This is a genomic window from Polaribacter sp. NJDZ03 (assembly GCF_019263805.1).
GTDB lineage: Bacteria > Bacteroidota > Bacteroidia > Flavobacteriales > Flavobacteriaceae > Polaribacter.
This window is the reverse complement of the sequence record NZ_CP079195.1, coordinates 2,657,644-2,673,187: the sequence shown is the minus strand read 5'-3', so window position 1 is coordinate 2,673,187 and position 15,544 is coordinate 2,657,644. Positions and strand designations below refer to the sequence as shown.

The 15,544-nt window shown below is 31.9% G+C and carries 12 protein-coding genes; 10 read left to right on the top strand and 2 right to left on the bottom strand.

The window, feature by feature from the left end:
• The 3 genes from mscL to KV700_RS11330 all read left to right on the top strand — a co-directional run bounded on the left by mscL (position 1) and on the right by KV700_RS11330 (position 2,708).
• Positions 1 to 459, top strand: coding sequence for a large conductance mechanosensitive channel protein MscL (gene mscL / locus KV700_RS11340; protein ID WP_166383839.1), 459 nt, complete (start codon positions 1 to 3; stop codon positions 457 to 459).
• Between the two features lie 72 nt (positions 460 to 531).
• Positions 532 to 1,458: a septum formation inhibitor Maf gene (locus KV700_RS11335; protein ID WP_218597944.1), complete on the top strand. Its 927-nt coding sequence runs from the start codon at positions 532 to 534 to the stop codon at positions 1,456 to 1,458.
• Positions 1,459 to 1,607: 149 nt separating this feature from the next.
• Complete coding sequence (locus KV700_RS11330) at positions 1,608 to 2,708, top strand: alanine--glyoxylate aminotransferase family protein (RefSeq protein ID WP_205860396.1); 1,101 nt, start codon at positions 1,608 to 1,610, stop codon at positions 2,706 to 2,708.
• A gap of 98 nt (positions 2,709 to 2,806) precedes the next feature.
• Here the strand turns inward: KV700_RS11330 and thiL are convergent, their stop codons facing one another.
• On the bottom strand, positions 2,807 to 3,856 hold the full coding sequence (thiL, locus tag KV700_RS11325) for a thiamine-phosphate kinase (protein ID WP_166383844.1): 1,050 nt from the start codon (positions 3,854 to 3,856) through the stop codon (positions 2,807 to 2,809).
• Positions 3,857 to 3,960: 104 nt separating this feature from the next.
• Here thiL and KV700_RS11320 point away from each other — a divergent pair, with 104 nt between their 5' ends.
• On the top strand, positions 3,961 to 5,880 hold the full coding sequence (locus KV700_RS11320) for a M1 family aminopeptidase (protein ID WP_218597943.1): 1,920 nt from the start codon (positions 3,961 to 3,963) through the stop codon (positions 5,878 to 5,880).
• Positions 5,881 to 6,293: 413 nt separating this feature from the next.
• A complete protein-coding gene (locus KV700_RS11315) occupies positions 6,294 to 7,055 on the top strand; it encodes a UDP-2,3-diacylglucosamine diphosphatase (RefSeq protein ID WP_218597942.1) in 762 nt (253 codons plus the stop codon).
• Between the two features lie 46 nt (positions 7,056 to 7,101).
• Here KV700_RS11315 and KV700_RS11310 read toward each other — a convergent pair whose 3' ends face one another.
• Positions 7,102 to 10,023, bottom strand: coding sequence for a TonB-dependent receptor (locus KV700_RS11310; RefSeq protein ID WP_218597941.1), 2,922 nt, complete (start codon positions 10,021 to 10,023; stop codon positions 7,102 to 7,104).
• A 197-nt stretch (positions 10,024 to 10,220) separates the two neighbouring features.
• Here KV700_RS11310 and KV700_RS11305 point away from each other — a divergent pair, with 197 nt between their 5' ends.
• From KV700_RS11305 to KV700_RS11285, 5 genes are all read left to right on the top strand, one after another.
• A complete protein-coding gene (locus KV700_RS11305) occupies positions 10,221 to 11,210 on the top strand; it encodes a MoxR family ATPase (RefSeq protein WP_166383852.1) in 990 nt (329 codons plus the stop codon).
• A 101-nt stretch (positions 11,211 to 11,311) separates the two neighbouring features.
• Positions 11,312 to 12,181 carry a DUF58 domain-containing protein gene (locus KV700_RS11300; protein ID WP_218597940.1) on the top strand — a complete coding sequence of 290 codons (870 nt, stop codon included), beginning with the start codon at positions 11,312 to 11,314 and terminating at the stop codon, positions 12,179 to 12,181.
• A 109-nt stretch (positions 12,182 to 12,290) separates the two neighbouring features.
• Positions 12,291 to 13,292, top strand: coding sequence for a BatD family protein (locus KV700_RS11295; RefSeq protein ID WP_254712909.1), 1,002 nt, complete (start codon positions 12,291 to 12,293; stop codon positions 13,290 to 13,292).
• Positions 13,279 to 14,283, top strand: a complete 1,005-nt coding sequence (locus KV700_RS11290; protein WP_218599848.1) for a VWA domain-containing protein — start codon at positions 13,279 to 13,281, stop codon at positions 14,281 to 14,283. The genes KV700_RS11295 and KV700_RS11290 overlap by 14 nt, the downstream gene beginning before the upstream one ends.
• Positions 14,284 to 14,435: 152 nt before the next feature.
• Entirely contained in the window at positions 14,436 to 15,482 is a 1,047-nt protein-coding gene (locus tag KV700_RS11285) for a VWA domain-containing protein (RefSeq protein ID WP_205860397.1), read from the top strand.
• Positions 15,483 to 15,544: the final 62 nt, after the last annotated feature.

Below are 15,544 nucleotides of genomic sequence, written 5' to 3'. Positions count from 1 at the left end.
ATGAAGTTTAAATTAATTGAAGATTTTAAAGAGTTTGCCGTAAAAGGTAACATGATAGATATTGCTATTGGGGTTATTATTGGCGCTGCTTTTAACAAAGTAATAAGCGTATTGGTAAAAGAAGTTTTAATGCCTCCGCTATCTTTTATGACTCAAGGTACAAAATGGGAAAACAAAAAAATTATTCTAAGAGAAGCGATACTCGTTAAAGAAAAAATTACTGTTGATGAAATTGCTATTGGTTACGGTAAATTATTTGAAGCTAGTATCGATTTTTTAATTATTGCTTTTACAGTTTTTCTGGTTGTTAAAGTGATGAATTCTATAAAAAAGAAAGCAGACGACCCAAAGAATAAAGCAGTTGTAACTCCTAAAAATATTGAGTTAATGCACAAAACCAACGAGCTTCTAGAAAAACAAAATGACTATTTGCAAAAGCTTTTAAGTGATAAAAAGTAAATAATTAAACGTTTTGTAAAATTTATCTATAATTTTCGACCAATTTATGATTAACTACATAAGTTACAAAACATGATGAATACTAGATCTGCCCTTTTTTACTTAGTCCTTTTTTCTTTTATAGGTTGCCAATCCGGACAAACAAATAAAACATCTCAAGCAACTATAAAAAAAGAGACCAACCCTATTTCTAAAAATAATCAATTTAATAAGTATTGGTATTCTGGGAAAGCTGAGTTGAGTAGTTATACTTTAAAACAGGCTAGATATGGCGAAATACGAGACGGAGAAGTTGTTTTGGTTTTTGTTACAGAACCATTTTCTATTAGCAAGCAAGTAAAATTAGACAATCCGCAAAAAGCAGGAACCAACGCTGTTTCTGTCATGAAACTAAATCATGTTCGTAAATTTAATACAGGCATTTACGATTATGCTATTATCACTTCTACTTTTACACCTATTAACACTAAAAAATATCCTTTTACCTTAAAATCTTCAACCAGTATTCAAGAATGGTGCGGACATACTTTTACGCAGTTAAACCTTGCTGATGACACCTATAATTTTAAACAATTTTCTTATTTTGAAGCTGATGGAGACGAAGAGAAAACAATTAATGCTACTTATTTAGAAGAAGCATTATTTACTAAAATTCGTATTGCAAAAGGGCAATTACCAGAAGGAGAAATCAATTTAATTCCTTCTACTATTTACAGCCGTTTTAACTACAAAAAAATGGATGTAGAGAAAGCAAAAATTAGCAAAACAACATCAGAAAAAACACTCAACTATAAAATAAAGTATCTAAGTATTAATAGAACACTTACCATTGGAGTAGAAAAAAACTTTCCATACAAAATTTTGAATTGGACAGAAGATAATGGAACAGGGTTATTAACAACTGCAAAACTAAAAGCAAGCAGCACAGAGCCTTATTGGAAACAAAAAAAAGTATCGGATCAAGACAAAAGAAAAGCACTGAAATTAAAATACGAATAGACTTTTTAAAATTTCTACGGTTATTTATTTACAAGAATAGTTTACTTGGCTTTCTCATAAAAAACTACTAATTTCGTTTAACTTCTAATCTAAAACATTAAAACTTTACAGATCAATTAAGTTACCAACAATTTAAAAATAGAATACAATTGAAAAAATTATTAATGATTCCTGGCCCAATAGAGTTTGAAACAAATGTTTTACAATCTATGTCTGAACCTACACCAAGTCATTTAGACCCTCATTTTATAGATATTTTTGCAAATAGTTTAAAAGGTTTTAAAGAGGTCTGTCAAACAGAGCTTGGTCAAGTATTTATTGTTGCAGGAACAGGAACTTTTGCTATGGAAATGGCAGTAGCTAATCTTATTGAACAAGGAGATAATGTACTTGTAATTTCTACAGGTTATTTTGGTTTACGCTACGCTGAAATACTTAAACGATATGGTGCAAATGTAGATATTGTAGCTTCTGAAACAGGAGATATTGTACCTATGTCAGTTATTGAAAAGCATCTAAAATCTAAAAACTATAAGCTTTTAACGTTCACCCATGTAGATACTTCTACAGCGGTATTAAACGATGCAGAAGCTATTTGTAAATTAGCTACAAAATACAACGTACTTTCTATTCTTGATGGTGTTTGCTCTGTTGCAGGAGAAGAAATTAAACAAGATGATTGGGGAGTAGACGTTGTACTTACAGCTTCACAAAAAGCTATTGGAGTTCCTCCGGGTTTGGCTTTATTATCAGTATCAGAAAAAGCGATAGAATTATTTAAAAAAAGACAAACTCCTGTACCAAATTATTACGCTGACTGGAATAATTGGCTACCAGTTATGAAGGCTTATCAAAACAAACAAACTTCGTATTTTGGGACACCACCAGTAAACCTTATAATTGCCTTAGAAAAAAGTTTAGATAACATTTTAAAAGAAGGCTTAAATACTCGTTTTGAAAGACATAAACATATTGCAACAGAAATACGAATTGCACTTAAAAACCTTGGTCTAAAAATGATTCCAAAGCGAGAAAGTATAGCTGCCAATACACTTTCAGCTATATTTTACCCAGAAAATATGGATGCATCTATATTAAAATCAATCAATGAAAAAGGAGTTATACTTGCTGGAGGATTATTGCCAGAACTTAAAAACTCTTATTTTAGAATTGGTCATATGGGAGCTACCAATGAAAGCCAAATGAAAACTACATTAAATGCTATAACAGCAGTGATACAAGAAAAATAACTTTTATATCAAATTAGAAAAACTATTGATAACAGTAAATAAAAAAGGCGAAAAATTTAAAATTTTTCGCCTTTTTCTATATAACCTCATCACTGTATTTATTCATTCTTTAAAGCGTTCCAACCTTGCGCTTTCAATTCAATTTCTTGCTCTGCTCTTGTTACTAAATTTAAGCCCTGGTTTTCTGCAGTAATATGTCCAATAATAGAAAAGTGTGGGTTTCCTTTTATTTTATCAAAATCTGCAATAGGCACTGTAAATAAAAGTTCGTAATCTTCACCACCACTTAAAGCAACCATGGTAGAATCTAATTCAAATTCTTCACAAGCAGAAATTACTTGCGGATCTAAAGGTAATTTATCTTCGTATACCTTACACCCTACTTTGCTCTGCGTGCAAATATGAAAAAGTTCAGATGAAAGTCCATCAGAAACATCAATCATAGCAGTCGGTTTTACTTCCATTTCTTTTAATAAACCCGGAATATCTTTACGTGCTTCTGGCTTTAACTGACGCTCAATTAAATAGGTATAATTATCTAAATCTGGCTGATTATTTGGATCAACGTTAAAAACTCTTTTTTCTCTTTCTAAGACCTGTAAGCCTAAATACGCAGCACCTAAATCTCCAGAAACCACAATTAAATCCGTCTCCTTTGCTCCATCTCTATACACAACATCTTCTTTTGCTGCTTTACCAATAGCAGTTACAGAAATTAAAATTCCTTTGGTAGAAGAAGTAGTGTCTCCACCAACCAAATCTACATTATAGCTTTCACAAGCCAACTGAATTCCGGCATACAATTCTTCAATTGCTTCTAATGGAAATCTGTTAGAAACGGCAATAGAAACTGTAACCTGTTCTGCAACACCATTCATTGCATATACATCAGACAAATTTACCATTATTGCCTTGTAGCCTAAATGCTTTAGCGGCATGTAACTTAAATCGAAATGCACACCTTCAATCAACAAATCTGTGGTAACCAAAGTTTGTTTATCCGAAGCATCTAAAACAGCAGCATCATCTCCAATAGCTTTTATTGTTGATGAATTTTGTACTTTAAAATATTTTGTAATATGGTTGATTAAACCAAACTCACCTAGTTCGGCCAACGACGTCTTTTGTGTATTTTTATCTTCTAACATGTTGCAAAGATAGGTACATTCTAAAAAATTACAGAACTACTTTAACACCTATATTTTTTATTTTAAATTTTAAACAGTACTTTTAAATTCTAATCCTATTCATTATGATTCGTTTTTTGGTTGTCTGCCTCCTTATTTTTAGTCATATTTCAAGCGCAACTGCCCAAGAACTCATAAAAATAGCAGAATCAGAAGCAAAATTTGCCGCAACAAAAATTCATTTTAAAGCAAACCCAAACACGTCTAATTACAATATTACCTATCATAAATTAGAGTTTACTGTAGATCCTGCCATAGCAGCTATTTCCGGTAAAGTAACTACCACTTTTACTGCTTTAAACAATTTAAGCGCTGTTATTTTCGATTTAGATGATAATATGACCGTTACTTCGGTAACTCAAAATGGAAATGCAGTTACTTTTTCTCAGAATTCAAATGACGAATTAGTTATTACGCTTCAAAATACTTTAAATCAAGGAAATTCTACATCAGTTATTATCGATTACAACGGAAACCCAACAAGTAATGGCTTTGGTTCTTTTGAAGTAAATACACACGGAGCATCAAATACGCCAGTACTTTGGACACTCTCTGAACCCTATGGCGCTTTAGGTTGGTGGCCTTGTAAGCAAGATTTAAATGATAAAATTGATACGATTGATGTGTATATTACTGCACCAAAACAATATATTTCCGTTTCCAACGGATTAGAGCAGAGCACAACAACTACTTTAGGTTATAAAACCACCCACTTTAAACACCAACACCCTATTCCTGCTTATTTAATAGCCATTGCAGTGACCGATTATAAAACCTATTCGCATCAGGTTTCTCATAATGAAAATAATTTTCCGATTATAAATTATGTGTATCCAGAGAATTTAACTTCAGCACAAAACAACACTTTAATTACGGTTGATATTATGGAACATTTTATTGATTTGTTTGGCGATTATCCGTACAAAAATGAAAAATACGGGCATGCTCAATTTGGTTGGGGCGGAGGAATGGAACACACCACTGTTTCTTTTATGGGGAATTTTAATCGTGGATTAATTGCACATGAATTGGCACACCAATGGTTTGGGAATAAAATTACTTGCGGTAGCTGGAAAGATATTTGGTTAAACGAAGGTTTTGCTACTTATTTATCTGGTTTAACCATAGCGCACCTAGATGGAGACGCTTCTTTTAAAAGTTGGAGAAATTCTACAATAAACTCTGTAACCTCATCTAAAAATGGCGCTGTGTATCTTACAGATGCAGATACCACAAGCGTTGCCAGAATATTTAACAGTAGATTATCTTACAACAAAGGCGCAATGGTTTTACACATGTTGCGAAAGAAATTAGGAGATACCCATTTTTTTGATGCTTTAAAAAACTACATTTCAGATCCTGATTTAGCTTATAATTATGCAAAAACTCCAGATTTAATGGCACATTTAGAAACCGTAAGTGGTTTAGATTTAAATGAGTTTTTTAACGATTGGGTTTACAACCAAGGCTATCCAACTTATAATGTAAACTGGCATCAACCAACAACAAACACCATAAGCATACAATTAAACCAAACTCAGAGTCATGCTTCTGTTTCTTTCTTTGAAGCCAATGTTCCTATACGTTTATACGGGAGTAATGGAGAGGTTTTAGATCTTGTTTTAGACAATTTAACAAATGGAGAAACCTTTATAGAGAATGTAAATTTCTCTGTAAGCGCTATCAATATTGATCCTGATTCTCATTTAATTTCAAAAAATAACACCACTACGTTAGGTATAGAAAACAATCCTTTTATATTAGAAAACATCTCTTTATTTCCGAACCCAGTAAGTGATATTTTAACTATTGAAACATCAAAAAAAATAACTTTTAAAAGTGCTACCATTTACAACTCCCCTGGTAAAGAGATACTTACACCTACCAACAAAGAAATTAATCTAAGTAAACTTAGTAAAGGTGTTTATTTTATCAAAGTTTTTACGGATGCTGGTAACTTATATAAAAAGATTATTAAAGAATAGTTTTTTTGATTGAAGTGTTCTCGATACCAAATTTCTGAAAAAGAAATTTCACTCGAACTGACAGCGTGTATTATTCAAAATATTTGTTAAGCGGAAAGGGTAAAATACAGTTTTGTCATTTCGACAAAAGGAGAAATCTCATAACAGTGATACCACAGCGCCAACAAACTATATGTGATTTCTCCCAAAAGGTCGAAATAACAAAACTGGATGGAAACAAAACTGAACGCAAAGAAACTACGTGATTATTCATTCTAAACCCCATACTGTCACATCGAGTGATTTTGCTTTTTCGCAAAATTGTATCGAGATGTTTTTAATCTAAAAACAAAATCTGCTTCCAACCTTTTTAATTGCTTTTACCGGTTTATAAATTAGTTTTTATATTTTTACCGTTCTAAATAAATAACTCCTTGATTTCTATAACAACATCAGAGAATAAAAAAGTCTATTTCGCATCCGACCAACATTTTGGTGCACCTACTCCAGAAGCTAGTTTTCCTCGCGAAAAAAAGTTTGTTGCTTGGTTAGATGAAGTTAAAAAAGATGCAGAAGCCATTTTTTTACAAGGCGATTTATTCGATTTTTGGTTCGAGTATAAAACCGTAGTTCCTAAAGGGTTTGTAAGAATTTTGGGGAAAATAGCGGAAATAAAAGACTCAGGAATTCCTATTTACTTTTTTATTGGTAATCATGATTTATGGATGAATGGTTATTTTGAAAAAGAACTAAACATACCTGTATATAAAGAACCACAAGAGTTTTTAATTAACAATAAAAAATTTTTAATTGGTCATGGAGATGGTTTAGGCCCTGGAGACTACGGTTACAAACGCATGAAAAAAGTGTTTACCTTTCCATTATTCAAATGGATGTTTAGATGGTTACACCCAGATATTGGTGTAAGTCTAGGTCATTATATGTCTGTAAAAAATAGACTAATTTCTGGTGATGATGATGCTAAGTATTTAGGTGATGAAAACGAATGGCTGGTTTTGTATTGTAAAGAAAAACTAGCCCAACAGCATTACGATTATTTTGTATTTGGCCACAGACACCTTCCTTTAGAAATAAAATTAGAAGAGAATAGTACGTATATAAATATTGGAGATTGGATTCAGTATTTTACGTATGGAGAGTTTAGTGATTCCTTTAAACTTTTAAAGTACAAATAAAAAAAAGCGGCAAAATTGCCGCTTTTTTTATTATAAGATACTTATTTTATTTTAAGTTAAAACTTACTCTTGCAAATAAATGTCTACCACCAGCACCAAATTGTTGCGATCTTCTAGACCAATCGAAACGACCACTACTACGGTTTGCTTCAATAGATCTGTCTGGATAGATATCTAATAAATTATTAGCTCCTATTGTAAAAGTTAAATCTTCGGTAGCTTTAAATCCTAGAGATAAATCTGTAACAACTTTAGATGCAAAATTTTGTTGATTCGCTATTGAATTAGTAGCCTCTGACACTTTACCAAAATAAACATTTCTTAAGAAAACATTAAATTTACCTGTAGTTAAACTATTTGTTAACACCATTTTAGTTCTTGGCACAGACTCTTCTAAATAAATTCTACTATCTTCTGGAAAATACGTTTCTTCTTGACCTGCATCTTTTAAAATTTGAGAAGATTTAATACCTCCCGTTTGTTTTGTTTGAGAAAACGTACCAGATAAATCTGTTTTTAATCTTGTATTTGCCCCAAGGTTTGCTTTATGAGAAATAACAACATCTACACCAGTAGATCTAGTATCTATTGCATTTGCAAAGAACGACGCTGCTGTTGCATTTGCTTGTATTAATAAATTTGAAAGCTCTGCATTTCCTGGTTTAAATTCCTTTGATTCATCTACAGCTGTTGCAGGGTCATCATCTTTATATTGTGGCTTAAATTGACCAGTATACACTACTCTATCATTAATATTTACAACATAACCATCTACCGTAAATGTAATGTTAGATTCTGGAAGTTTTGCTGTAAAACCTGCACTAAAACTATTTGATGTTTCTTCTTTTAATTGAGGAATACCTAACAATTGTGCTGCTTTACTATCATTTGCAAAAGTACCAACTTCTATAGGAGCACCATCTTGAAAAATGGTAGAAGTAGAATTGTAATTTAATTGATGTAAAGAAGGTGCTCTAAAACCAGTGTTAAAAGAAGCTCTAATTCTAAAGTTATCAGAAACCTTATAAATAGATGCTAATTTAAAATTTAATGTTCCTCCAAAATCTGAATAGTTTTCATAACGTGTAGCAAAAGTAGTTGAAAAAGTATCAGAAAACTTTGCATCTAAATCTACATAAGCAGCAACACTACTACGTGCTCTATCTAATTCGTTTTTAGGTCCAAAACCTGGAAATACTTGAGAACCTCCTGGTCTATTTCTTCCAAAAAAGTCTAGTAAAGGATTTGTTCCAGAAACACCTGTAAAAGTAGTACCATTTGCTTGGTATTGTGTATAAGATGCTTCTTCTCCAGAAATAATTTCATAATTTTCTAATCTGTGTTCTGCTCCAAAAGCAACACCAAAACCATCAAAAGTATCTTCGTAAAATCTTGCCAAATCTAAGTTTGTTGTATTCTGAGAAAAAGAGAATCCACCGGCATCAAAAGTAGTTCCAGAAGCAGTTCCTTGAGAAGCATTGTAGGTATTACCAATAATATAATCAAAAGCATTTTTACCATACGTATTAGAAAAATCTACACTCCAGTCACCAATTTTTCCTTTAATACCCACTGCAAATGATTGATCTGAAATTCTTGAATTAATTTCTGGTAAAAATCCATTAATATAAGCTGGCGTATACGTTCTTTCTTGGTTTGGTAATCTGTAAAAACCTGCAGAGTTACCATCTCTAGAACTGATACCCGCAAAAGAGTACAACTCGGTTCCGTTATCATCTAAAGGTAATTTAAAGTTTGCAAAAAATCTACCTCCACGTACTTTAGACTGTCCCACTCTCATGTTAAAGTCTTTTCTTTCTAAACCCCTTGCAGCTAATTCTGCTGTAGTATTATCTCCAATTAAAACACCTTGCAAATCCGTTTTTGTGGTTGCACCATTTAAATTAATACCAGCTTGGTTTGCATATTGTATAACATCACTTACATCATCATCTATTAATTTTGTAAGATCATAACCATCATTATTTGCAAACCTTTCTACGGTGTTATATAAATTAAAAACATCTCCTTCCCATTCTTTCATTCTGTTGTAAGCTTCACGTACATCAAAATCTCCAGAGAAGTTAATAAAACCACCTTTGTCTCCTAAAGGCAATCCATAACTAGCACTTACGTTGGTTGTTTGTCCGTCTACTCCACCTGTTTGTCCGTTTGCATTTTTACTAAAATTAGCACCCGTAGTAACAGACATAGATAACTCATTAACACTTTCGTTTAAAACAATGTTAATTACACCAGCAATTGCATCAGAACCATATTGTGCAGCAGCACCATCTCTTAAAACTTCTAATCTTTTAATTGCAGCAGCAGGTATTGCATTTAAATCTGTACCTACAGAACCTCTACCAAAAGTTCCATTAACGTTAATTAATGAAGATGTATGTCTTCTTTTTCCGTTGATTAATACTAATACTTGATCTGGACCTAAACCTCTTAAAGAAGCAGGATCTACGTGATCTGTACCATCAGCAATTGTTTGTGTATTTGAAGTAAAAGAAGGTGCCACAAAATTTAAAATCTGATTTAAGTTTACTTGTGGTGCACTTGCCGTTAATTCTTTAATATCTACAACATCTATAGGTACAGGAGAATCTATAGCAGACCTATTAGGATTTCTAGACCCAATTACCACCACCTCTTCTAAAGAGTTATCATCCTTTACAGAAATTGTTACATAAGCAGCGGTACTAACATTTACCGTTTTTGTAGCAAAACCCATAGAAGAAACTACCAATTTAATAGGTAAGCTTTTTACAATAATGGTAAACTCTCCATTATCATCTGTAACGGTTCCGTTGGTTGTTCCTTTTTCTACAACATTCATATAAGGCAATCCGCCTCCAGATGCATCTGTAACTTTACCCTTTATTGTTTGCCCCACCATAGCTATAGGAAGTAAAAACATTAAAGTGATAACTAGGTTTTTAAATAAGTAATTTTCTTTCATATTAAATTATATTTAAAGTTATTGACTCTAAATATCGGGTTTTTAAACTAAAATCCCAATATTTTAACAATTTCATTATGTTATAATTTTTTTATAAATTGAAAAAATAGACATCTTTAACCTTCTTTTAACAACAATAATTTTGTTATTATTGTAGCTTTGTTCCTGTAAAAAATAACACCTAACACAATATTACAATGGATGTAGATGTAAGAGCTATTAATGAAAAAATAGAAAGAGAAAGTGCCTTTATAGATATTCTTACTTTAGAAATGAATAAAGTAATTGTTGGTCAAAAACAAATGATAGAAAGTTTGTTAATTGGTTTGATTGGAAACGGTCATATTTTGTTAGAAGGGGTTCCTGGATTGGCAAAAACGCTAGCAATAAACACTTTGTCTAAAGCAGTGCAAGCTTCTTTTAGTAGAGTGCAGTTTACACCAGATTTATTACCCGCAGATGTTGTTGGAACCATGATTTACAACATGAAGGAAAACAACTTCGAGATTAAAAAAGGGCCTATTTTTGCAAATTTTGTATTGGCAGATGAGATTAACAGAGCACCAGCAAAAGTGCAATCTGCTTTGTTAGAAGCAATGCAAGAGCGCCAGATTACTATTGGTGATACTACTTTTAAGTTAGACGAACCTTTCTTAGTAATGGCAACTCAAAACCCAGTAGAACAAGAAGGAACCTATCCTTTACCAGAGGCACAAGTTGATAGGTTTATGTTGAAGGTTGTTATTGATTACCCAAAATTACAAGACGAACAAATTATTATGCGTCAGAATTTATCTGGCGGATTTGCAAAAGTAAATCCTGTAGTTACTGTTGCAGAAATTTTAAGAGCAAGAGAAGTCGCTAACGAAGTGTATATGGATGAGAAAATTGAGAAATATATTCTTGATATCATCTTTGCAACTCGTTATCCAGAAAAATATAACTTACCACAATTAAAAGATTTAATTAGTTTCGGAGCTTCACCAAGGGGAAGTATTAACCTTGCAAAAGCTGCAAAGTGTTATGCTTTTATCAAACGAAGAGGGTATGTAATACCAGAAGATGTTAGAGCGGTTGTTTTTGATATTTTACGTCACAGAATAGGAATTACCTATGAAGCGGAAGCAGAAAATGTAACCTCTGTAGATATTATCAACTCAATTATTAATGAGATTGAAGTACCATAGCAAAAAGTTGGCAGTAAAAACAGTTGCAGTTGGCAGTTGCTTACTCATGTTTTAAAAAAAACCGATTCAATTACACGCTTCAACAATTAAACAATTACACGTTGCAAACTAAGGAGATACTTAAAAAAGTTCGTAAAATAGAAATTAAGACAAAACGTTTGTCTAATGATATTTTTGGAGGTGAATACCATTCATCTTTCAAAGGGCGTGGTATGACTTTTTCTGAAGTAAGACAATACCAATTTGGCGATGATGTTAGAGCAATTGACTGGAATGTTACCGCACGCTATAATGAGCCTTATATAAAGGTTTTTGAAGAAGAACGTGAGTTAACCATGATGCTTTTAGTAGATGTTTCTGGTTCTGAATTATTTGGTACATCTACACAATTTAAAAAAGATACGGTTACAGAAATTGCTGCAACATTGGCTTTTTCTGCTACACAGAATAACGATAAAGTAGGTTTAATTTTATTTTCTGATGATGTAGAGCTTTTTATTCCCCCTAAGAAAGGAAAAAGTCACGTTTTAAGAATTATTAGAGAACTGATAGAATTTAAACCTAAAAGTAAAAAAACCAATATTGCTGCCGCTTTAAAATTTTTATCTAGTGTGATGAAAAAAAGAGCCATTGTTTTTATGTTATCCGATTTTATGGATGATGATTACGAAAAAACACTAAAAATTGCAGCTAAAAAACACGATTTAACAGGAGTTCGAGTTTTTGACAAACACGATGAAGAAATTCCTAATTTAGGAATGGTACCCATGTTAGATTCAGAAACTGGTAATGTACAGTTAATAAACACCGCCTCTAAATCTGTAAGAACAAGCTACAAAGCAAATGCTTTACGTTTGGCAGATTATTACACAAACATGTTTAAAAGAAGTGGCGCAGGAACTGTTAACACCAGAGTTGACGAAAACTACGTAAAAAAATTATTAGGTTATTTTAAACATAAAGGAAGGTAAAAGCCCATCTTAATCTTCCCATTTCGTCTGCGCTCAATGCAGGCTCCAGGAAGAAACTCATGCTGGAAACTGTATGAAAGCTAAATAAAAAAACAGAGAAAATTAAAAGTTGAAAAAAAATAATACATATTTCGAGTTGAAAAAAAGTGATAATAAATCACAAGCTAAGTGCTTTCTTTCCTTCGGAAAGAGAGTTAGAGAGATAGGCTTTTTATTTATTCTATTCGTTTCTACCATAAGTTTTGCACAAAAACCAGTGGTAAAAGCAGAAATTGACACCACTAATATTAGAATTGGTGAACAATTCAATTTAAAGATTACTGTGGATGACACACAGAATGTAATCTTACCTAAATTACTTCTAAAAGGCTTAGAAATTATAGACTCTACCAAAGTAGATACTGTAAAAAACTCATTAATTAGAAAGTATATTTTAACAGGTTTTGATAGTGGTGCGTTTTACATTCCGCAACAACAAATTTTTGTAAAAAACCAAGCTTATTTAACCGACTCTTTACTAGTAAATGTAGCTACTATTGCTATTGACACCACTAAAGTTAAGAAGTTTCCTATTAAATCTATAAAGGCAGAACCATATACTTTTGATGATTTCAAAATATACCTTTACATACTTTTAGCAGCATTAGCAATTATCGGTTTCTGGATTTATTGGTTTGTCATCAGAAAAAGAAAAGAAAAAGTGGAGGAAGATACTTATAAAGCAATGCCTCCTTATGATGAAGCTATTTTAAAACTAAATGAATTAGACGAAAAATTATTGTGGCAAAACAATAAAGTGAAAGAATACTATTCTGAATTAACAGAAATTGTACGTGGTTATATTGAGCGAGAATTAAAAGTACCTGCTTTAGAAAAAACAACTGACGAAGTTTTAGATATGCTAAAAGACTTTAAAGATGCAGAAACCATACAAACATCAGAAGATACTATTAAAAAGTTAAGAGATTTGTTACGAGAAGCAGATTTGGTAAAATTTGCAAAATCGAAACCTTTAGCTATAGAAATAGAAGAAGATAGAAAAGATGCTCAGGATATTGTGAGTAATTTAAAACCTAAACCAATTATTGAAGAAAATGATGAATTGGAGTAATTTTGAGTTTCATAATCCGGAGTTTTTGTGGCTGCTAATTTTAATTCCACTTGTAGCGGTCTGGCATTTTTTTATGCGCAAAAAAGATGCAGCAGTATTAACAATGCCAAGTATAAAAGGTTTTAAAACAGACTCGCTTTTATCAAAATTAAAACCAGTATTATACCTTTTAAGAATACTGGCCTTAGTTGCAATTATTGTTGCTTTAGCAAGACCTAGAAACGTTGCTGTAAGTAAAAAAACAAAAAGCAATAAAGGGATAGATATTGTAATGGCAATTGATGTCTCTGCCAGTATGTTAGCAAAAGATTTAAAGCCTAACAGATTAGAAGCGCTGAAAAAAGTAGCTATAGATTTTGTAGATAGAAGACCAAACGACAGAATAGGAATTGTAGTGTATGCTGGAGAAAGCTTTACACAAACACCAATTACAAGCGATAAAGGAATTGTAAAACGAACTATTTCTGAGCTTAAATGGGGACAATTAGAAGGTGGAACAGCAATAGGAATGGGATTAGGTTCTGCGGTGAACAGGTTAAAAGAAAGTACCGCAAAAAGTAAGGTTATTATCTTATTAACAGACGGTGTAAATAACTCGGGTAACATAGACCCAAGAACAGCCACAGAACTTGCAAAAGAACTAGAAATTAAAACCTATACCATAGGACTAGGAACTAATGGAATGGCAGATTTTCCTTACAGTAAAGATCCAAGAACAGGAGAATTACAATTTAGAAAACTCCCCGTAGAAATTGATGAGGAACTGCTTAAAGAAATAGCTACCGAAACCCAAGGTAAATACTTTAGAGCTACAGACAATGAGTCATTAAAAGAGATTTATGATGAAATTGACAAGCTCGAAAAAACAAAGATAGAAGAGTTTAAATATTACAATTATCAAGAAAAATATAGAATTTTCATCTTTTTAGGATTAGGATTCTTGTTATTAGAGTTTTTGTTGAGAAACACCATTTTTAAATCATTCATTTAAAAAATTAGAAAAATATAATGTTAGTTCGAGTGATTTTTGAGGAACGAAAAAATTGTATCGAGAACATTTAAAGCATCTCGATACAAATTTGATAAAAAATCAAATTCACTCGATGTGACAACATAAATAAAAAACGATTACACAATAAAACAATGTATAAGATAGAAGAACCAATTTATTTTTCACTTTTAATAATCATTCCAGCAATGATTGTTGTTTTCTTGTTGGTTTTATGGTGGAAAAAAAGAACACAGAAAAAATTTGCTGATTTAAATTTACTTAAAAATTTAGCTCCAAATTCATCCACATTTAAATCGGTTTTAAAACTGGTATTTTTACTTTTAGGAATTACTTTTTTAGTAATTGCTTTAGTAAACCCTAAAATGGGAACCAAATTACAAACCGTAAAAAGAGAAGGTGTAGATATTGTTTTTGCATTAGATGTTTCTAAAAGTATGTTGGCAGAAGACATTGCGCCAAACCGACTAGAAAAAGCGAAACAAATTATCTCTAAAACAATTGATAAATTAGGCTCAGATAGAGTTGGTATTATTATTTATGCTGGAAATGCATATCCGCTTTTACCAATAACCACAGATCATGCTGCAGCAAATATGTTTTTGCAAAACGCGAATCCAGATATGGTTTCTAGCCAAGGTACAGACATCAATGGAGCGTTAGAATTAGCAAAAACCTATTATAATAATGATGAACAAACCAACCGTTTTTTAATTATTATTTCTGATGGTGAAGATCATCAAGAAGAAACAAAACAAGTAGCACAAACATTAACCGAAGAGGGCGTAAAAATTTATACAATTGGTGTAGGTACAGAAAACGGAGGACCAATACCCATGCGCCTAAATGGCTCTATGATTGGTTACAAGAAAGACAATAAAGGAGAGACTGTAATTACCAAACGTATGCCAGATGTATTACAAGGCATTGCAGATGCAGCAAATGGCACATATATTGATGGTAACATTACAGAAAAACCGGTAACAGTAATTGCAGATATTATTGCTAATGCTGAAAAAAGCGAATTCGAAACAAAACAATTTTCCGATTACAAAGACCAATTTCAATGGTTTGTTGCAATTGGATTGCTATTCTTAGTGATTGATATTTTATTATTTGATAAGAAAACCAAATGGTTGCGAAAAGTAGATTTGTTTGATGAAGAAAAAACGAAGAAATAATAATTTCTTTCAATGTTAGCTACCAAGTAATCTATTAAACTAGAGAAACTAATTTCTTAAAT

Excerpts from the sequence above, each read along its gene's own strand:
- KV700_RS11335 (WP_218597944.1), top strand. The coding sequence starts at position 532 with ATGATGAATACTAGATCTGCCCTTTTTTACTTAGTCCTTTTTTCTTTT.
- KV700_RS11320 (WP_218597943.1), top strand. The coding sequence starts at position 3,961 with ATGATTCGTTTTTTGGTTGTCTGCCTCCTTATTTTTAGTCATATTTCA.
- KV700_RS11310 (WP_218597941.1), bottom strand. The coding sequence starts at position 10,023 with ATGAAAGAAAATTACTTATTTAAAAACCTAGTTATCACTTTAATGTTT.
- KV700_RS11305 (WP_166383852.1), top strand. The coding sequence starts at position 10,221 with ATGGATGTAGATGTAAGAGCTATTAATGAAAAAATAGAAAGAGAAAGT.
- KV700_RS11285 (WP_205860397.1), top strand. The coding sequence starts at position 14,436 with ATGTATAAGATAGAAGAACCAATTTATTTTTCACTTTTAATAATCATT.
- thiL (WP_166383844.1), bottom strand. The coding sequence starts at position 3,856 with ATGTTAGAAGATAAAAATACACAAAAGACGTCGTTGGCCGAACTAGGT.
- mscL (WP_166383839.1), top strand. The coding sequence starts at position 1 with ATGAAGTTTAAATTAATTGAAGATTTTAAAGAGTTTGCCGTAAAAGGT.
- KV700_RS11290 (WP_218599848.1), top strand. The coding sequence starts at position 13,279 with ATGAATTGGAGTAATTTTGAGTTTCATAATCCGGAGTTTTTGTGGCTG.